This window comes from Rheinheimera fenheensis, assembly GCF_039871805.1.
GTDB classification, from domain to species: domain Bacteria; phylum Pseudomonadota; class Gammaproteobacteria; order Enterobacterales; family Alteromonadaceae; genus Alishewanella; species Alishewanella fenheensis.
On record NZ_JBDPJM010000001.1, the window covers coordinates 18,751 to 41,088 of the forward strand.

Annotated in this window: 5 protein-coding genes; 1 reads left to right on the plus strand and 4 read right to left on the minus strand. The window is 48.3% G+C overall.

Annotation, left to right across the window (positions count from 1 at the left end; translation table 11 throughout):
• Nucleotides 1–395 precede the first annotated feature (395 nt).
• From ABGI61_RS00065 to ABGI61_RS00075, 3 genes are all read right to left on the minus strand, one after another.
• Complete coding sequence (locus tag ABGI61_RS00065) at nucleotides 396–1,532, minus strand: hypothetical protein (protein WP_347594997.1); 1,137 nt, start codon at nucleotides 1,530–1,532, stop codon at nucleotides 396–398.
• Between the two features lie 11 nt (nucleotides 1,533–1,543).
• Entirely contained in the window at nucleotides 1,544–2,617 is a 1,074-nt protein-coding gene (locus tag ABGI61_RS00070) for a hypothetical protein (protein WP_347595000.1), read from the minus strand.
• Between the two features lie 273 nt (nucleotides 2,618–2,890).
• Nucleotides 2,891–3,616: a hypothetical protein gene (locus ABGI61_RS00075; protein ID WP_347595003.1), complete on the minus strand. Its 726-nt coding sequence runs from the start codon at nucleotides 3,614–3,616 to the stop codon at nucleotides 2,891–2,893.
• 665 nt (nucleotides 3,617–4,281) lie between these two features.
• Here ABGI61_RS00075 and ABGI61_RS00080 point away from each other — a divergent pair.
• Entirely contained in the window at nucleotides 4,282–5,016 is a 735-nt protein-coding gene (locus ABGI61_RS00080) for an integrase core domain-containing protein (protein WP_347595006.1), read from the plus strand.
• A 792-nt stretch (nucleotides 5,017–5,808) separates the two neighbouring features.
• Here the strand turns inward: ABGI61_RS00080 and ABGI61_RS00085 are convergent.
• Entirely contained in the window at nucleotides 5,809–22,338 is a 16,530-nt protein-coding gene (locus ABGI61_RS00085) for a two-partner secretion domain-containing protein (protein WP_347595009.1), read from the minus strand.

The following is a 22,338-nucleotide window of genomic DNA, read 5'->3' on the forward strand; positions in this document are numbered from 1 at the left end:
AATTAATAGCACATGCATCTTGAAAAATTGAACAAATTATTTATGTATAAATCCAATATGAATTCTAGGAATAATATATTATGCAGCAACCGACTGTAAAGCAAACACCGGGCAGTCTACTAAATCTCTCTTAGTATAGTAGACTAAAATGACCAAATCTAGAAATTACATATAACCTGCTTGAATAAACAGACTTTGCCGATGGTGATTTTATTCATTTCGGATAGAAAAAAAATAATTCAAACCTAACGTTGCATTTTGAGATGAGCCATATCATAAGAAAAATTAGAAATGATGACCACGCCAGTCAAAAAAATGCATTAATGGAATTCCATTTACAAAGAACGACTATAACCTTGCTACAATAAATGTCTTAACAGGAAAGAATAGTACAACTAGAACTGATAACTCTTGTATTTTTCAATCTTTTTCTGTTTATTACCGAACCAATCCATCAACTCAACATTCACATAAATGCTATTTTCACCGTTACCACGGTTAGCGAAGCCAAAACTAAAGTTATTATTAACATGGAAGGTCAAGCCATGACCTACAGAATTACCAAATTCCCTGTCCGCATACACAGATGTAATGGATACACCAAATGGAAATTTCAAATTCCAGGCATTGAAGCCTACCCATTCTAATGCCAGTGCAAGCTCATCACGACTACCTTGGGGCGCATCAGGTAGGTGTTCATAAACCAAACTGGGACGCAACGCAAACAGTTGAAGTGGCGGAGGCGACACGACGCGGTCTGACAGCGAAAGACGTTTGCGGTAAACGAACGACGTGAAGGCTACATCTACAAATGTCTGAAAGCGTGAGTTATCCGCGAACTTGTCCCATTGCGCTTCCTTTTCTTTGACAAAGGTTTCGAATTCAGCAGACTTTCTTAGCTTTTGAAACACGCTAATCTTATTAGTGACTTTATTGAATGCCTCAAATACTTCATCACAATCAGCGGCACCATTAAACGCTGATGTACAGTAAGTATTCTGCTCACCCGAAAGCGAAAACTGCGGACGTCTGAGTGTTCCATCAGGTTTGGATAGATAATATGTAGGAAATATATCATCGATTGCTTTATCGAATCTGGGAGGCCTTGGTGCGTGATACTGGTCATAGCCTGCGGTTGGTAAATCAGTCTCGTGCAGCCAGCTTTCATAATGGGTTTTGAGAATCGGAAATTGCGTGTTGGGTGTATTGAGTTTAAAGGACGTAGCAATCTGTTCAAGATTGGAGGAGAGAATAGCGACTCGGTCTGTCTGAGGCCAGTAGATATTAATATCTCTTTGTTCTTTTTTACCGAATATAGCCAAGCAAGCCTTGAGTGCTTTCTCCGTCACGAACTTATCATAGTCAGGGAACCATTTGTCAAATTCATAGCCTTGAAGTTTCAGTTCCTCAAAATCGCAGTGATTTTCAATATATTTAGTTGCTATGTCAAAATTATTAGACGGGACATCCTGTGCCGAAGAACAATCTGTAAACGCAAAGAACAACCCAAACGCAAGTGCTAGTCGTTTCATTCTAAATCTCCCTAAGTTCCCTTAAATTCATCACGTATTTCATCAATAAGTTCAAAAACACGTGTCAAGGTTTCGACTTTTTTCTTCATTCCATTAAACCCATCTGACTGCTCTTCAATCAGCTTTAACTCCGCCTTAATTTTATCTACGCTACCATTGATACTACCTGCGAGAGTCGTTTGGCTGTAACGAGCTTGCGCAGCTGTAAAATCGTTCATGTCGATTTTAAGCACGCCATTTCGCGCTAGAAATCTTCCACCTACAGCTGGATCGGCAAAGTACTCGCGAAGGTCGTGTGGATTAATTCTCATTGATTCACTACTACCATAAATTTTCTTCAAATCTCTGACGTGCTTGGTTTCTATGAGCACACCTGCATTGGGCATTCTGTCGTAGCGCTTAAACCAACAGAATGGGTCGAATTCGTTATAAACTGGGAAAAACGATTTACAAACCCCGAGCTTGGATTCGCTATGGTCTGTAACGATTGATTTCATGGGGTCATGTTTTTGCGTTATCATCTGCGTCAATCGAGAAACTGTTGCAACTGACCACAATTGATCTAAAGCAAAAACTGATGGGTCAAGGTGTTTTGAGTAAACCTGTGTCAAACAATCATGAATAAATGCGGTTCCCAAGCTATGTGCTACAACTATAAGAGGGTCATCATTCAGATCATTGATGTTGTCTTTGATAGCTTCAGCGAAAACTTTATGCAGTTTAACTAATTGGTGCTCACGAAGGACACTTGTCAGATAGAACAATACATCTACCAAATGAGTGTGCAAGAAATCATCGTTATCAAATTCATCAATGACGTTATAAATGCTTTGGATCAATTGGGGAGTTAGTGAAAGTGACTCTTTTATTTCACCATTAAGATGCTCTGCAAAGGCTTTGCGCTTTTCATCCCAATACTCAGAGTAGTTAAAGGTCTTAAGCGTAAACTCAGAATTTACATCGAAGTTTTTATACCCAAAAAACTCCATGCATTTTTCGAGGCCCACTTTGAATTCATCTTTAACCGATTGGTCGGAGTGAGTTCCCATTCCGTGAATAAGCAGCACAACAGGTTTTTTAGCCATGATAATACCCTCAACGAGCGCTATCACAGGGACATTGATTCATATCCATATGAAACTTCAGCACAGCAAAATTGCCATTAAGCTCACAATGTTATTCTGATGAGCACCTACTACAGCCTAACAGCTATTTCATATAAATCAATTCAACACCATTAACATTTAAACATCATAACAGCATCTAATTAATTGCCTTTATATTTTATATTCCGGGAATCTCTGGACATACAATTGAGAGTTCTATCTATAAAAAAATAGATTTGCTCATGAGTTGGCCTATAAAGGTGGTTCTGAGCTTCCAATCCAGAGCTCGAAATGCCGCGAACGTATACCTGTTGAGTTTTCATACCCAGGTATGTACCTCGCCTCAATACCTGGTCTTATTCCTTGGATTATTGATGCAATACCTTCAGCTTCAACCTTTTCACTTTGCCGGAAGTAGCGAACCTCGCTTTTCACTGGGCTCCGTCGGTTTAATTCAATCCCAGGAACTATTATTGATGCCCCCCTTAGCGCTCTAGCTACTGACAATGCTAAATCTCTTTGGCGTTCTTCAGCTATATGTATGTAAGTTCTGGCAGACAGTGCTGATGTCATCGAGGGCTTAGGGCTAAGCTCGGATTCGAGTTGGGCTACCCGAGCGAGTAACTTTTCCCGAGTCTCTTCATCTAAATCTGTATTTTTCGCTTCCTGTTGTAGCCGATTTTTTTCTGCAAGTGTCTGCAGATATTCATCCTCTATTATTTTTGCATAGGCGCTCCACCGTTCTCTTAATTCAGCTGAGCGTGTCACATGCGAAAAATACTGAGCCAGACGCCGTCTAACACCTATATCCTCTTGTAAAGCCTGTTCGAGGAATTTGGCATTAGCCTCTTGTTCTTTAATTTCGACTTCCCGTGTTTGAATTTGGTGACTGATGATAGTTGAAAATAAGCCCAATACTACTGTACCTAATATAAACTGCCAGAACGTCAACCAAGCTTTAAAACGGTCGTCACTCAATTTTGTATTCCTTTTGTCTATTATTAGGTATACAGAGTATTGTTCACAATATAGGTAGTTGCAAACACTTAGTCTTGTTTAAGCAGATGAGATGTGATTATCAGGCAAGAAGTGGATTTAGCCCAAATCTCATAGACACTCGATAGCCTCTTTGAGATTAGCTTTGCACTTTAATGTGCATTAAAGTGCAGATTTTTAACTGGATCAGCTACAAAGTGTATGCCTTGTCACTAACATAGTTAATTTCGATACTGCTGTCACTACTTTAGCTAAACTTTACACTTCTGCAACACAGATAAGTTCTGAGCGCTGCTTAACAGAAGATACTGACTAAAGTTAGTTCAAGCGCATAGCAGCATAATTTCAGGTGGGAATTTAATGAGCAAACGTGCTTAGATTGCCCACGGCTGAACGCGAGGACAAAGGACGTCCAAGCCGGCCTGACGATCATCAGGGATGTGTATACTCAGAACCCTGTGCGGCGAACTACAAACAACATGTTTTTAAAGTTACTAATTTACATAAGCTTCAGCTTATTGCTGATGCTGAAAGGCTGGTTTAGCCGTTTCATCACAAAACCAGCCAGTCCTTTTTACGCTAAGCCAATTGCGGCAGTTTTGCCAATACCGCCTTACTGCAAAAACCGTAAAAAGCCGCAATGGGTGGTGGACAAGGTGCTCTATCTGGCTGCCATATCCGGCTACGGGGCCGGTAAAGTAGCGGAGTTATTTAATCAGCGCTACGGTCATAACGGTGACAACGTGGGCAAAACCTTTGTGTATTACCAGATGAAGATAAAACAGTACCAGATACGTATTCTGCGGCAGGACATTAAAAACACTCCGCCCAGAGCCATGCCGGTTAATCAAACCTGGGGCATGGACTTAACTACAGTCACGCTAAGCAAACAGCAAAAACTCATTCTTGGAATTGTCGATCACGGTTCAAGGCTGAGTATTGAGCTGCGGGAGCTGAGCTCTAAACATTCCGATGTGCTGCTTCTGGAGATCTGTCGGGCCATAAAGCAATTTGGCTTGCCGAAGTTTATCCGTACCGATAACGAAAGGTGCTTTACCTCCACTACGTTTAAGCTGGCATTAAAGCTGCTGGGAATACAGCACCAAACCTCAGATATCGCCAGTCCGTGGCAAAATGGTCGCATTGAGCGATTCTTCGGATCATTCAAGGAGAAGTTCAGGCAACTGGATTTCACCGGTTGCGACCTGCAAACCGAGCTGGCCATTTACCGCGCCTGGTATAACCACATCCGCACACACCAAAATTTAGACGGCTTAACACCAGCCGAAGTTTGGCGCGGCAAGCAGAATAATAATGCAGATCAGGCGCAATGGGTCGGTGCTTGGCAGGGGGTGTTATGTGGCTATTATGTGCCGGATTAACCGCCACTATTTTGCGGCAGGATAAAAAGCAACATTCGCACAGAATGCCACTTTCTCCTGCCTGAAATACAGAAAAGCGGCTGACCAAAGGCAACAGACATAAAAAAATCCAGCGAAAATGCCAGATTTTTTATGGTTAACAACCGGAAGCTGATTAAATCCCAAACAAAAACGGGTTGTTTTTATACAACCCAAGCGTGTGAACGATATGAACGGGACATTAGATAAAATTAACTTTAATTGTCTCCGACCCCTTTTTCCAGGCTCCGCCCCCTTTTTCCCGTTTTTCCGGTGGGTTAGTGCCTGGCATGGCGTGTTATGCGGCTATTATGTCCCTGATTAGTAAATGCCGGTTTTGCAGCAGTGGGAAACAGCATTCGCACAAAATGCCACCATCCCCTGCCTGAAAAGCAGAAAAGCGGCTAACCAAAAGCAACATACATAAAAAAATCCGGCTAAGCAGCCAGATTTTTTAAGGTTAACAACCGGAAGCTGATTGAATATCCAACAAAATCCGGTTGTTTTTGCCAGTCCCCAGTGTGTGAACGGTATGAACGGGACACCGGACGGGACAGGGACGCTGACAGCTAATACATTACATACCATATTCGTCAGCTAACCGCCTTAGTCGAATTGTAAAATCAATTATCTGCTCTTTTGAGAAAGAACAATATGTTGGTAGAGATTCCTCTGGAACATTCTGTAGTAATGCAGCTCCACAGGAAATTATATAGCGTACTTCCTGTTCAGTTAACTCGATACTAATTTTTTTTGAATTCATACTATAATCCATCAGTTTCTAGGCACTTGAGAATTAATATAATTTTCCCATCCAATACCGCCTTGATCAGGTCTAAATGCAGTGGCTTCACCTCTTTGCCCTCTAATAACTATTGTTTTCGTTGTTTCGTCTAGATAATACACTGTCCCATCTGCTGCTTCACGTCTTATTACAGCGGGATTAGTTACAATATTCTCTACGAAAGAAGCAAACTGTTCTTTAGTTTCAATGCCTAAATCGGTAAATTCTTTACGTTCAAGCACATGCTTAGCAAATGCATGTCCATTTGCCACCTCATCAGCGATAAGCTGAGAATTAAGCTTTCCTTGGTTGATAGAACTAACCGCATCACCAGCAACCTTAGGATTAATATCTTTCAGCACATCACCCGCAGCTTTTCCAGCCCCGGCTGCAGGAAATAATGCTCCAGCTACCATCAAACCATCCAAAGCAGCATCTACAGCTAAACTACCCCACTGTCCTTGCTGAATTTGCTGGGCTTTTTGAACTATTACAGCCCGCTCCTGTATACAGGTTTCACTGCCGCAAGCTGTCGATATCATCAACATTTCATTACGGGTAAACTCCATGCAAGCGGACGTTTCGCAGTTACCTGCTAGTTGCTGGTAAATTGATTCTGCTGCTTGATCAAATACCTGCTGCCGTTCAGGAGTAAATCCGTTTTGCTGATTTGCCAGCTCCCTATACTCATTAATCGTTTCGGCTAAACAGCTTTCTCCCTGACAAGCATCTAATTTCTGTGCAAAGGTGCGTTGCTGCCCGGGATGCAGGTAATAGTCTAACGCTTGTTCATCTTCCTGACGGAAGTTGACATTATTGCCAGCAACCAACGTAGCATTTCTGACAATGTCCTCAGATGTTACTCCTAAGCTATGGCTATTTCCTCCCGCCAGGCTCGAACCATTCTGCGCAAAGTTAAAACTTAGATAATCCGCCGTAGCGTCGCCCATAATATCCGCGTAGTTTTCCCGGTTCGCGTTGTACTGCTCTGTACGCTCGGCATTCGGGTTTTGCTGATTATCCAAATAATGCTGCGTTTCATGCCCTACGGTGTTGACCGCCTCTGTCGCATTGTTGTGCGCCAAGTCGTTAACGTAAACCGTATCAGTATCACGCGAGAAGGCACCAGCAAACTGCGGGTCACTTTCCATCAGCACTTTAGCTTCAGTTGGGTCTACGCCCATATAGGTAGCAATTTCATTGACCAACGCCGTATAGGCTGCCTGCTTTTGCTCCGGCGTGGCGTTGTCGTTGGACAATGTCGCCATATGCTCAGCATTATTGGCATTTTGGGTAAAGTTTTTCGTTGCCGTAAAGTAGTCTTGTGTATTACCAATATGGTCACGCAGTGAGTTTTCACCTTCACCAGAACCTGTAAGCGATACACTGTTTTCTGCGATATCGATAATGGCTGAACCCAGTATTTCAGTGCGCTTTGCATCTTCTGCAATCTGCTTTCTGCCTTCCTCAGTCAACAACCTATGGTCTACCGTCAGGTCGATATTGCCTTGTTGGCGGTCTACTGCGTATAGCTCTTTATTGATATTGTCGACATCGCGGTTTAAGCCTTCCGGTGAGGCGTCTTCACCGCCCACGGTGATATTGCCCTGACCTATGGTGGCTAAGGATTTATCCAGGCTCTGACTGCTTTCATTCTGATAGCTGTAGTTGCTACTGTTGATATTGGTTTGGTTAGGGTCGCCCGGGTTTTCTTTACCGCCAATGCCCACACTACCACTAACACCAAAGCTTTGGTTACTGCTATAGCTGCGGTTATTCAGGTCGGTAAAGCTTAAACTACCGGTATTCAGGCTTAAGTTACCGGTGTCGTTACCCTCTTCATCCAATGCGGCAAGTAAGGCACCGGTTAGCTGGGTGTTGCCGTTTACATCGATATTCACCGTACCGCCGGTAATGCTGCTTAGTACGGTTTCGGTGGTTTGGTAACGGCCATGGCTGGCATTAACACCACCATTTACGCCACTTACACCATCGCTTTGGCCCACTGCAGTGGTTTTGGCTTCTTTACTGTTGGCCGCAGCGCCGTTTTCATTGGTAAACACACCGCCTAAGCTTATGCCACCGCTGATACCAAAGCCTTTGTTGCTGCCGCTAAAGCGGTCTTGCACTGATTCCAGCGTTAAATCACCGCCAATATCCATATTAACCGCAGTAGCACCATGCAGGTTGCCACCGATAATATTAGCATCGCCGCTGGTGACGATGTTCAGGTTATCGGCTGTTAAGCTGCTGTTAGTGTGTATGGTTTGTTTATCCTGCTGCTGGCTGCTGTTTAAGCTGGCATTAACGGTTGGCCCACCCGCGGCGCCCCACACTGTTTGTGCAATGGTCATAGTACCGCTTTGGGTATCGGTTTCTGAGCGCTGCGTATCCTGGCTAGCCAGCACGTTTAGCTCGCCGGTAAAGATATTCAGGTTTTGGTTGGCGTTAAGTGCACTGCCCTGAATAAGGGTATTGCCGCTTTGGCCCGGACCATTTTCATTGTTGCTGCCGGTAACAATGTTGATATTGTTGCCGTTAATGATGGAGGCCACTGAGCTGGTCGCATCCAGGCTGCTGTCGGTTTTGCTGGCCGCAATATCCAGTTGTAAACCGGCATTAAAGCCATAGGTAGCGCCGCTTTGTGCTGCCGCTGCGGTCTGTTGTCCCAGCAAAGTAGTTTTACTGACTAAGTTAGCACTGGCGGTAGCAATACCGGCTAAGTACCAGGCTTCGTCACCTTTTACATCATCCAGCAGGTTACGCAGCTCTACTATGTCGCTGTAATTAACGCCAGGCACCTTGTTCTGATAATCCGCTTCCAGTTGCGCTAAGGTGGTTTCCAGCTGGTCTTTTTCTTTCTGGTATTTACGGTAATCCGCCTCGGCCTGTTTTACCTGGTCTTTAGCGTCATCTACCGCTTTTGCTGCCTTGGCAACCTCAACCGCTTGATGTTGTACCACCAGGCTGATTTCCGCCTTGCCGTGCACTTCTTCGCGGGTTTCGCTGTAGCTGTCTGTGGCTTCTTTTACAATAACATCGCCGCCGGCCAGCAAATTGACATCGCCTTGAGCATTAATCGCCGAGCCTTCAATCTTGATATCTGCAACCGAATCCAGCTGAATACCCTCACCAGCAGTTAACTCACTGGCTTTGTGGTGAGTGGCATTGCTGGCAAAATCAACTTTATCGTAAGTGGCACTGCCCAGGCTCAGTTTTAACTGGCCATCTTCAGCTTTTAACAGCTCGTCCGGCCGGGTCAGGGCTTTTAATGCATCACCAAAGCTGACACTGATATTCTGCTCGCGCGAATAGGTCTCGGTAGTCTCCTTCGCCGCCAGTACCTGAATATCACCGATATCCGTTTTAACCGATATGCCTTTATCCGCATCCAGTACCGAGCCAATTACAGTGGCACTGCCGGCATCGATAATAATATTGCCGCTGGCGTTAATGGCAGAGCTGTCGGCCGTGATACTAGCTGAGCCGGCTAAGGCTTCACTTGAGGAGAATAAACTGCCGCCACTGAAGAAACCGCCGGATTGACTGCGTGACTCGCGAATACTGCTTTCTTCACCCGAAGCTATAAGCACTTCGTTAAAGGCGGTTAAGCCGATATTGTCGCCCTTCAGCTCGCTGGCCAGGATGGCGATATCGTTACCGGCATTAAGCAGAATATTGCCACCCGCAGTTAACTCAGAGCCTGCCAGTAAGTCATCCTGGGCCAGGTCTTCACGGCTTTTTGATTTTAAGCCGCCAAAGCTGCTCTTGCTAGTGTGGCTGTAATCGTAGTCCTGGTAAGTGCCTGCTGTTACGGTAATGTCATTACCAAAGGCAATAATATTTTGCTCAGCACTGAGATTACTGCCTACCATAGTGATATTGCCGCCAGGCAATTGCACTACATTGCCCGCCTCATCCACTGTGGCATTGAGCAGAATATTACCGGCGCTAATGCTGGTGCCTTGTACTTCTTCGTGCAGGCTGATGTTTTCAGTAACTTTTTTCTTAAAGGTACTCTTTTTGGTTTTTTTATCAGCGTCATAGTGCGACTCCACCACCGCCAGCAGGTTCATATCTTCACCTGCAGACAGCGCCGCTATGCCACCTGCGCTAAACTGCGCCCCCTCAGACTGCAAATTATTGCCCGCCACTACGCTTAAATTGCCACCGGCGTCGAAGCTGACGACATCATAAGTGCGGTGCAGCTCTATATCGTGGCCGCCTTTAAAGTACTTCTCGTGCCCGCTGAGTTTTTCTACTGCGCCCAGCAGTACGTCGTTACCGGCATTGAGGCTGATATCGCCTGCGGCGCTGAATTTACTGCCCTGCAGGTCAATATTATTGCCGGCTGTCATGCTTAAGCTGTCGGTCGAGATAATTTGCGGCGCATTGCCTACTGTGGTGTACGTTTTGCTATTGCCGTTGTCATAGTTAACGGTGTGCTGGCTAAACTCGGTGCGGTTAATAATATCGCCACCGGCATTTAGCAGCACATGGCCACCGCTTAGCAGGTTCTGGTTAATAAGATTATTACCGGCACTAATGCTTAAGACATCGCTGCCGGTTAAGCTGCCAAGGTTGGTAAAGTCACCGCCAATATCCAGCCATAGCGTATCGCTTTGCAGGTTCATAGTGTTGGTAAAATCGCCGCCCAGTTGCAGGCCCAGTAGGTTTTCGCTGTCGAAAAAGCCGAAGTTGCCCATATTAAGGCCGCCTTCGCTGCGCAAAATTAAACCTTCACCGGCAGCGATGCCGCTGTTGATATTAAAACCGGCATCGGCGGTAATATCGATAGTGCCACCTGCGCTTAAGGTGACGCCGTCGGCCAGTAAATCGTTCTGGCTGATAGCGGCATACAGAGCTTGCTGGCCTTTATTAATGGCGTTGGCGTCAAAGCCCAAATCTTCAGTCAGCACGCGCATTTGCTCGTCGGTAATAAACACATTCTGGCCAACCTGCTGTCCGGTAGCACTATTACCTTGTGTAGCACTTTGTTGCTGCACACTATTTTTTTGCTGCGCGAGCGTGCCCTGCTGGTTATCTACCAGGCCTTTGATAATTAAATCAGGGTTATAGTCGCCGGAGCCTGCGATATTACCGTTGCCAACCAGGCCACCACCTTGTTGCTGGCCGGGGCCTTGTGGTGCAGTGCCTTGCGACACCTGCAAGCTGGCGGCCATATCCGGAGACATAAAACCAATACCCTGCACACCCATACCGGCTTGCATAGCGTCGGCCTGCTGCCGTGCAGGATCGGTTACCTGTACATTACGCACATTACCCTGTGTGGCCACTAACTGCGCAGGGCCGTTGTCTACACCGCCTTTATGCAACAGATCACCGGCATTAAGCTGGCGATTGTCGCTGCTGACAGCCGTTATTTGCTGGCTGGGGTTATTTACAGCAATATCAGCAGCCGAACCGGCATTAGGGTTAACCACCAGTTGTACTGCGTCAGCGCCGCTGAAATCAGTGTTCAACCCGGCCTGTTGCTTAGATTGCAGCGTTGCACTACCAACTTGTCCGGCCTGCTGTTGCTGGCCTTTTAGTTCAGCACTGTTGACTATGTTCTGCCCTGCAGCATCGAGCATATCTACCTGCCGCGCTGTGGCATCAGCCACCTGACCAATGCCGACATTACCCGGCTGATTGCCCGGTTGTACGCCGGTATGGTTAACATTGCTGTCACGCCACTCGGCATCAACAGTACCGTTATTACCGGCAGCAACGCCATTGGCAGAGCGGTTAGCACCGCTGGTATTCTGGCTGGTACCATTGCTACGGTTAACGGCAACGGTGCTGCTATTGCTGGCACCGGCATTACTACCACGAGAAGCACTGCCACTGGAGCCATTGGCGTTGGTGGGTACACCAGACACCAGGGTGCCATCCAGCGGACTGGCACTATTTAACTCCACCTTATCTTTTAAGGTGCCGGTAATATTACCCTTAACATACACCGTACCTAAAGAGCCGCCTGTAAGAGTCGTTTCGGTATACTCACCAACTTTGACAGGTTCTTCCATACTCAAGCCAGGACCTGGCTCAGCACAGCCTCTGTCTGTATAAGGAACGAGACAACCAACAATTACAGTATCTTCATAAACTTCAACCTGGTGGATCTGCTGGTTTTCCGCCGATTTGCCGATAAAGTTAGTACCGGTAACATGCAGATCACCACCGACAGAAATTTTGCTGTAATTGTTGGTAGTGTGGCCATGCAGATGCATATTCCGACCAGAGGCGATAATACCGGCCGTGCCGGATAGTTCAGCACTGTAGGTTGTTGTTGTACGACGTTCAGCCGTTACTTTGATAACTTCACTAGGGCCGTGCTGGTCGTAGCCGGCATAAAAATCATCAACGTAACTAAGCCCTCCGGTTGTTACTTCACCTTTAACAAACTCAACATTACCGGTATGGGTATTAACAATAGTACCGCTAATGCTTAAATCCCGCGCTGCGGCAATAGTACCGCCGGTATTGGTTACCGTTGCACCTGAGATAACCGCATCCTGGTTAGAGTAAATATTGGCAGTATTACTGACATTACCGTCGATAGTGAGCAGGCTACCGGCGAACAGCAGGTTGCGGTTGTCGATATTGCCATTAATATCTAAATGGTTACCCGCAGCCAGGGTACCAGTGTTGGTAGTATTATCTGCATTTAGCGTTAACACCGTATTACTGCTGACAATACCGTTATTGGTTAACCGGTTAAGGTCTAGCACTGCATTACCGCCGGCGCGGATCACGCCAGAGGCATTATTGGTCATATCTGTAGCATCTACATTTAAGGTACCGCTGGCAATAATATTGCCGCTGTTTGTGATATTGCCATTGCTATTTAACTGCAGGTTACGGCTGGCACTTAGCAGTTCACCATTTTGCAATGCTATGCTGTTATTGCTGCTAAGCTGCAGATCGCGGCCATAAATCTGACCTACAGACAGGCTGTTTACTGTAATAGCAACCTTACCGTCAGACTGTACTTTGCCGCTGGCGTTGTTCAGTGTACGTACGTCCAGCTCTACTGCTGTTGCACCGCTTAGGGTACCGCTGTTGGTTAGCGTTCCGCTGCTGTAAATATCTACCTTACCGCTACGGCTGGCCAGGGTACCGCTATTAGTGAGGTTAGTACCCGTTATCGTAAACAGGTTGGCAGCAGAAATAACCCCGGCATTATTCAGCGCGCTGCCGCTATTGAGGTTGATACCACCATTACTGATAATCCGTGAATTTGCCGCATCATTGGCAACTGAACTTGCCGTAATAGCCAGATTACCGCTACCGGCCAGCAGGATACTGCCGTTGTTATTATCCAGTGCAGCACTATTCAGAGTCAGGTTAGTGCCATTGGCCGCAATATGTCCGCTGCGGTTAAGTAAGGTGCCACTTTGAATACTGCTTGAACCAGCTCCGGTACCAACAATCTGCCCGTTATTATTGTTAAGGGTACCACTGCTGGTAAGCTGGTACTGGCTGGCAGATAACACACCATAGCTGTTATTCAGGTTACCCTGAGCCGTTGCCACTAACTGGCCGGCGCTTTGCACCAGGCCTGATTGCTGGTTTAAATGGCTGGCGCTTTGTAGTGTCAGAACACCATTACCACCGTGCTTAATTTGACCGTTACTGTTATTCAGCTCGCCACTGCGGGTAATAAGGCTGAAGTTATTATTGGTGGCCTGAATAACCCCGCCGTTGTTGCTCAGGCTGGCTGCACTGATTTGCGCATTATTCGTGCCGGTTGATGTAATACTACCGCTGTTATTGTTAAGTGCCCCCGACGTCAGGCTAAGGTTTTGCCCTTGCAGACTGCCGCTGTTCGTCACGCTACCGGCGGTATTAATGGTCAGGTTGCCGTCACTTAGCAGGCTGCCGCCCTGGTTATGCAGCGCGCTGTTTACCTGCATATTGCCTTTGGTATACAGCTGACTGTTGTTGGTAAAGGTACCACTGCCGTTAATCAGCATGCCCTGCTCAGCATAGACGGTGCCGGCACCGATAATACTGTTTTGCAGGGTGGCCGTACCGGCGCTGGCTATACTGCCACCGGCGTTGTTGATGCTGCCGTTATTGCCAAGCCGCAAGTTACCCGTGCCGGCATGAATAATACTGCCGCTGTTGCTCAGGTTACCGCCCAGGCTCATATCACTGGCATTGTTATACAGGGTGCCGCTGTTGGCTAGCTGTGCCGCATTAAGCTGCAGGCTGTTGGCTGCAGTGGCAGCGTTAATCAGCACACCGCTTGCCTGGTTTTGCAGCGTATTGCCGGTATAAGTTGCGGTATTGCTTTCAATGCGGCCGCTGTTTTGCAACAGATTAAAGCCGGTTACATTCAGCTTATTGGCTGACCAGGTGCCGCTGTTGCTAACATTAGCAGCATTTACCAGCGCATTATTGCCGGCATAGAGTAAATGGCTGTTAGTTACACTGGCAGCACCCAGCTGCAGGTTATTCGCAGCAGAAATGCTACCCGCGTTGGTAATACTATTGCCGGCAGCATCAAGCGTAATATTATTGGCAACCAGCACGGCACCGGCCTGGTTAGCCAGACCTGAATTAAGCTGCAGCTGTTGCTGTGCCTGCAAAGTACCGCTGTTGCTGACATTACCAGCATTTATCACCAGGTTAGCATTAGACGCTATAGTACCGGTATTGGCTAAATTTCCCGCCTGCGACAAGGTAAAAGTACCAGTGCCCAGATGTAACAGCTTACCGTTGTCGTTATTCAGACCCGCGAGGGTAAAATCCCAGTTGCGGCCATGGCTGGCCAGGGTACCACTACTGTTATTTAACTGAGTAACCTCGGTTAGCTGCAACGAGTTATCGCTGGTGTCGGTGGCCAGAATAACACCGTAACTGTTGTGCAGCGCGGCGGTACTTAATGCCAGTGTCTGGGCGTTAATCACCCCTGCTGCGTTATTGATACTTTGCTGGGCATTTAGCTGGGCCGCTGTGGCCTGTAGGGTACCGGCACTGTTTTCAATGTGCTGTGCGCTGGCTACAAGGTTGCCGGCGGCTTGCAATAAGCCCTGGTTGTTGCTAAGCCCGGTAGCAGCTGTCAGCTGTAAATCGGCATTAGCGGCTAAGGTACCCAGCGTATTATCAATACTGTCTGCGGCAATCGTCAGCGAATCTGCAGCAAACAAGGTGCCCTGATTATTGCTCAGGGTGCCTGTCAGCTGCATGTTGATATTATTGGCAACCAGGTTGCCGCTATCGTTATTCAGGGCACCACCACTGAGGTGCAGTGCGCTGCTGCTCTCTATGCGGCCGGCATTATTGCTAAGCTGGCCAGCACTGATATTGGCATCAGCCAGCGCTGAGATTTGGCCGGCGTCGTTAGTTAAACTGCCGCTGCTAATACTCAGCTGAGTGGCACTGCCTTGCTGGTAAATGGTGCCAGCATTATTGTTCAATAGCGCCGTGCTGATATCCACAGCCCCACCCTGGATCACGCCGGTATTGTTGTTCAGCCGATCTGCTGTTACTGCTAAATCCGCTGCAGCAATAGTGCCGTCGGTATTATTCAACGTGTTATCTACCTGCAGCAGCAAACTGCCATCGCCCTGCTGGTAAATCAGGCCGGAGCTATTGTTTAAATCCGCGGCCGTTATTGCCATATTACCGGCAGTGGTCAGTATGCCGTCGAGGCTGTTGTCTATTGCACCGCTGATAGCCAAATGATAGCTTTGCCCGGCAGCAGAAATTTTACCGCCCTGGTTAATCAGGCTGGTACCACTGATGTCCAGCTCTTCGCCTGCATGGATCACACCGGCAATATTGCTGATGTCAGTGCCCGCAAGCTGCAGATCGGTCGCCGCCTGCATGATGCCCTGATTGTTATTCACCACACCGGCCAATGCTACCGCGCCCTCACTGAGGATGCGCCCCTGCTGGTTATTCGCCAGTGCACTGATATTTAGCGTGCCATTACCCAGCAAAACCACATCGCCTTGCTGATTATTCAGCACGGTATTCAGATGCAAAGTATTGCCGCGGCTTTGGATCAGGCCGCGCTGGTTGTTCAGCTCAGTAGCGTTGATTTGCAGCACACTGTCGCTGGCTAGTGCCGCTATGGTGCCGTCGGTATTATTAAGTTGATTAGCACTGATAAAAAGGTTATTACCCAGCAAATTCCCGCTGTTGCGTAGTTGCTGTGCCGCCAACTCAACGCTTGCAGCTTGTATTAAACCGCTGTTGGTTAACTGCTGTGCCGTTACGGCTAATACGGTTCCGGCCCCTATTTCACCATTATTGTTAAGCGCATCCAGCGTCAGTTGCATCTGGCCGGCGCCGTGCTGCAGTATTAAGCCATCAGCATCGTTGAGCAGACTCTGGGCTGTCAGTGTCATATCACCCTGGCGGGTATACAGCACACCACCACTATTATCTAACACCGTATCCAGATTAACCGTTAAGCCACTACCGGCCAGTATCTCACCACTATTGTTGTTCAGTGCGCCTGCCTGAACCTGCAGTTGTTGCTCGCTTAACAACTGCCCGGCAGTGTTAGTTACCGCGTAAGGCGTTACCAGTGCTAAAACTCCACTGGCAATAATCTGGCCGTCATTATTATTCAGGGCAATACCATCTTGCTGGCCTTGTAAATCGAGGCTGAGTTCGCCCTGGCTCACCAGGGTACCTGAGGTATTGTTCACGTAGCCTGCTGTCACCTGAAGGTGGCTTGCCGCTTCGATTATCCCGCTTTGGTTATCGAGTACGCTTGCCTGTACTAGCACATTTTGCCCACTTAACAGGCCCTGATTGCTCAGTGTGTCTGCATTCAGCGCTAATGTTTGACCGGCGCTGATTTGCCCGCCCTCACTAAGGCTAAGCTGCCCTGCACCGATATTTACCAGGCCGTGCCCGGCAATAACGCCATCAGCCAGTACCACCTCCGCAGAGTGTACGTCCAACTGCGAACCCGCACTGACAATAATACCGCCGGCATTACGAATGCTACCGGCTACCTGCAACTGCGCAAGCTCACCTTCAGTGCTTAGCTCACCGTCGCGATTATCCAGTGCAGCGACATCCAGCAGCAAATTGCCACCGTTACGGATCGCGCCACTGCGGTTGTCCAGCTCGGCGCCACTGATATTTACTGTGCCCTGCGCTTGCAGTATGCCTTCGCGGTTTAATACCTTACCGGCGATTGTTAGTGCATTACCTGCATACACATTACCTTGCTGGTTGGATAACTGCGCCAGTTGCAAGTCGCCGTTACCGGCATGTACCAGCGTGCCGGCATCATTATCCAGCGCATCGTGCAGTATCAGATCCTGGCCATGGCTTTGAATATGGCCGCGGTTGACTATGCCATTCGCCACATCAAGCTGCAAAGACTCACCCACAGTACCGCTAGCCAGTAACAGGCCCTCATTGACCAGTTGCGTGCTGCTAAGCCGGGCATTTTCCGCTTGAATAGTGCCACTGTTAAACAGGCTGTCACTTACCACCATCAGCGTAGCGGCATCTACCAGGCCACTATTGTCAAACTGCGCTGCATTGATGTTTAACTGCTGTGCACTATGTAGCGTCCCGCCGTTATTGGTTATAACACCGCTGTTAAGCTGCAGGCTCTCGGCTAACTGGCTGATAATACCGTCATCGTTATTGAGGTTGCCTGCAGTGATACTGGCATTGCCGCCAGTTATAATAAGCTCGCCCCGGCTGTTATCCAGTGTCTGATCTACCTGCAGTAACAAGCTGTCGTTGGCAACGATCAGGCCGGCATTATTACTCAGATTTGCTGCTTGTAATTGCAGTTGATCACTAAACAACCGGCCATTGTTATTGTTAAATGCTGCAACTATGATGTCTGCCTGTCCGGCCTGAATAAGCCCCTGATTGTTGTTGACACTGTCAGTCGTCAACAACAGTGAACCTTCAGATATGATTTGGCCAGATTGGTTATTCAGACTGTCCAGTACGTCAAGATGCAACACACCAACACCCGATTGCGCTACAATGCCGGAATTGGTTACCCGATCGCTGGTAAGGGTTAAGTTACCTTCACTAAAAATAGTGCCGCTGTTGGTCAGAGCTGTGCCGTTCAGCATCAGTTGTTGCTGGGCCGCAATCAGCCCGCTGCTATTAGTATTATTTGCCCCCAGTTGCAGATTAGCCGCCTCAATAGCACCGCTATTAACCAGCGTATCTGCCTGAATATGTAATTCCTGCGCACTTAGCTGGCCGGCTGATTCCAGTTGCTGCGCTTCAAGCCATAGTGCATCATTACTGGCGATAACGCCGTCTGCACCATTAACTATACTTTGTGCCGTCACCAGTAAATGGCCACTACCGGCATGCACTACGTTACCGGCGGTATTGAGTAAACTATTAGCGCTGATTACCGCTTCGCCACCTGCGCTGTACACTACACCTGCGCGGTTATCTAACTGCTCTGTTACTGCAACGCTGAGACTACTGCCTTGCTGAGCCAACGATAATATCTGCCCACTACGGTTATCCAGTTGGTTACTGCTTAAACGAATAGCCTGTGCCTGTAACTCACCACTGCGGTTGGTCATAGCTTCAGTTTGTATCGCCAGATTACCCGCACTGTATATCGTGCCGTGATCATTCGTTACTACCTGCTGGCTGTCGATATGCAGCAACCCAGAGCCTAAGTTCAGCAATTGCCCGTCAGTGTTATCCAGTTGCTGCACAGTCACGTGCATATCTGCTGCAGCTAATAACAGCCCTTGTTGGTTGTTTAACGCCGTAGCCTGCAAATTCAATCTATCCGAGCTTTGTATCGCCCCATCGCTATTATCCAGTTGTGCTGTGTTAAGGAGCAAAGCCTGCTGCGCTATCAGCGAACCGCTGCTGTTGTTAATATTACTGCCGTGCATATTCAGCCGGCCCGCAGAATATATTTCGCCACTGCTATTATTCAGCTCAGCCAGAAATTCCAGCTGCAGCACGCCGGTACCCAGATGGTAAATTTGCCCCTGCTGGTTATTTAGCTGAACATTCGTCAGGCTGAGGTTTTCACCATGGCTTTCGATACGTCCCTGATTGTTCAGTACATCTGTTAGCAGAACCAGAGAATCACCGTGCTGACCCGCTGCCAGCAAGGTGCCGGCGTTATCAATAACCCGGCTGGTTAACTGAAGTTGCTGCCCTTCTATTCTGGCTTGGGCATCATTGCGCAGCGTGGTTGCGGTAATATTTAACGCTGTGCCACTGATTACGCCAGCCTCACTATTTTTCAGCTCTGTGGTGTCTATATTCAGCTGCCCGCCAGCGGCTACTGTGCCTTGCGCATTATCCAGTAACCCGCTGTGCAGTTGCAGGTTAGCACCGGCCAGTAACTGGCCACTATGGTTATCGGTACTGCCCTGAACCTGCGCATTAAACGAATTAACACCTTGTATTACGCCAGAGCGGTTATTCAGCTCTGCCGCACTAAGTTGCAGCGTCTGCTGGCTGTTGATAACGCCATCAAGATTGGTTAACTGCCCGGTGCTGATATTCAGCTCTTCCGCTGCCAGCAGTTGCCCGCCGGTGTTATCCAGCGTATTGCCGGTTATATTAAGGGTTTGAGCCGAGATAATGCCACGCAGGTTGGCCAGCAACGGGCTGTGTAAATTCAGCTCATTCTGCACCAGTATCATGCCGTCGGTGTTAGTGAGTTGCGCTGTGTTTAATAGCAGCTTATCTGCCAAAATCTGACCGGCACTGTTGTTGACACTTGTTGCGTTAATACTGACATCGCCCAGCGCGGCGATATAGCCCGCCTGGTTCTGCACATTGTCTGCAGTTAACAGCAACTGGCCGTTAGTTTGAATTTGCCCCTGCTGGTTTTGCAGTGTAGTGGCACTTACCTGCAGGCTACCATTGCTGCCTGCCAGTACAATATTACCGTCAGTATTATTAAGCTGCCGGCTGGTGATGACTGCAACGTCAGCGGCACTTTGGAGAATACCCTGTGCGCTGTTATCAATAGCCTGGCTGAAGTTTAGTGTCAGGTTGTGACCGGCGGCTGAGAATGCGCCAATATTACCGGCGCGGTTGTCCAGATAAGCGCCATCCAGTGTTACCTGTTGTGCACCAATGACACCTTGCTGGTTATTCAGCGTTGCCGCACTGATGTTGATATCTCTGGCGCTGATCTCACCCTGAGTATTGTTAAGCAACGGCGTATTAAGCAACAGGCCGCCACCGCTGTGGATCAGCCCCTGCTGATTACGCAACTGCTCGCTGGCATTAATGGTTAAACCATCAGCGCCGGATAACAGCAATGAGCCCTGATCATTAATAAGCTGCTTAGTACTCAGGCTTAACTGCTGGCCTTTCGCCAATATAAAGCCCTGGCTGTTATCCAGCGTATCGCTAATGTTTAACTGCAAACTCTGGCCAGATCCGCCCAGTGCAGCAATACTGCCCTGCTGGTTATTCAGCTGCTGCGCGGTTATGTCCAGCAACCCCGCCTGGATATTACCAGCCTGGCTATTAATATTGGTTGCGCTAAGCACAAGCTGCTCTGCGCTTAGGGTACCTTGCTGATTCTCTATCTGTGCAGCAGATAGCTGCATACTGCCGTTGCTCAGTATCTCGCCGCTGCGGTTGCTTAACTGCCCGGTAGCCTCAACTGAAAGATCACCCTGCCCCAGATGATAAATTTGCCCGCCATCGTTATTAATAGTTGCGCCAGAGAGCAAAGCGTTGCTACTAAATTGCAGCAAACCCGCCTGATTATCCAATGTGTTGCTAATGTTAAGTGCAGCCGCCTGTTCACCGGCAAACAGCATATTACCACTATTATTCAATGTATCTGCCGTTACGTCAGCCCCGGCCAGCAGCTGCAAGGTGCCACTGTTGATAATATTTGTAGCGCTAATGCTGGTATTACCGGCAGCTAACCAGTTGGTATTATTCTGTATTTCGCCTGAGACATTAACCTTTGTGGCACCGTCAGCCGCCAGTAAGCCACCAGCTACCAGCAGGTTTTCACCGCTGAAGTTAAAACTGCCGTTGGCGCCGGACTGATAAAGCATGCCATCAAGCAGACTAAACTGCCGGGTATTGATATTAAGTTGCTGTGCTTGAATATGGCCAGAGCTCTGTGCACTGTTGGCAGCGAGTGTCAGGCTAGTACTATTGATAATGCCCTGGTTAACAAGCGATTGGCTGCTGATATTGGCAATATCGCCCTGTACCAACGCACCCGCATCATTCTGCAGCTGGTCTGCTGCCAGCGTTTGCTGGCCCTGGCTGATAATGCGGCCCTGGTTAACCAGTTCGCCACTGATATTAAGTTGCTGCGCGGCTGTTTGCTGCCACTCGCCTTGCAGATTAACGCCGGCAATCAGATCGCCACCTTGCTGCATGCCGGAAGCAACCACCTGCATAGTGTCTGCAGCGGCTATAACACCGCTGTTATGCAGTGTACCCGCCAGTTCAATATTAACATTCTGGCCATAGGTGGTACCGCTGGTAATAATATCGGCCTGCTGCGAGCTAAGAGTCAGGTTACCACCGGCAACGGTATCTTTTAGCTGCAGTTGGCCGTCGGCGGTTAGTTGTAAGCTATCAACACTGTTAATCAGCCCGTCACTGCGCACTCCCAGGCCTTTTTCGGTGCCAATCAGGCTGATGCTGTTGGCATACATGGCTCCCAACGCTGAAGCATCTAACGCAAACTGATAAGCAGGGCTACCCGCAGTCTGTTCTGCATTTTCCTGCACCTGGCCGGTGCGAAAATCGTAGTAATTGCTGCCGGTACGGATATTCAGCTCGTCGGCATAGAGTGCAGCATTTAGCTGCATAGCGCGGGTAAGGATGTCAAACTTGCTGACATTCGCTGCATTAAGGCCAGCGCCTTCAATGCGCACATCACCGCCGGAGATATTAATGCCGAGCAGCTCACCGTTTAACAAATCAGGGATACCGGTAGCTAGCACAACACGTGGTGTATTGATAAAACCACAACCGTTACAGGTAATACCATTGGGGTTTGCCAGCACAAACTCGGCTGCATCGCCTAAAACCTCGGTATAACCCAATAAACTGGACCGGCCGGAGCCGGTTACTTCGGCCAGAATAAGGCCGGCGGTACCGCCGCTAAGACGACGGTTACCGTCAGTCCAGCCGCCGAGTACAGAAATAAGCGGATCTTTGCTGTTATTAAGGATCAGGCCCTCGGCCGGCACATTAAACTGATTAAATCGGTTGTGCGACACACCGCGCTGGCTGGGAGCAGCAATATCAATAACAGTGGTACCATTAGCCGATGTTTTAATGCCAGCTTGTTGTCCATTTGCCAAGCTGACACCTGTGCTTACCGACGCTGTGGCCTGGGCTACAGTTTGGGCAGCGCTCACCTGCGCTGTAGCAAGTTGTTGCCGCACGCGGGCCAGCTCGCGCTGCTCTGCCGCCTGCTTTACAAGATGCTCGTTGGCTGTGCGCTCCATACCATGCGCAGCAAAAACAATCGGATTACCCACCATGACCAGGATCAGGGTTCTTGCCACTGTGACACGCCATTTCATGGTTAACAT

What these genes read in the sequence shown, in the direction of transcription:
- ABGI61_RS00065 (WP_347594997.1), bottom strand. Translation starts at nt 1,532, where the DNA reads ATGAAACGACTAGCACTTGCGTTTGGGTTGTTCTTTGCGTTTACAGAT.
- ABGI61_RS00085 (WP_347595009.1), bottom strand. Translation starts at nt 22,338, where the DNA reads ATGTTAACCATGAAATGGCGTGTCACAGTGGCAAGAACCCTGATCCTG.
- ABGI61_RS00070 (WP_347595000.1), bottom strand. Translation starts at nt 2,617, where the DNA reads ATGGCTAAAAAACCTGTTGTGCTGCTTATTCACGGAATGGGAACTCAC.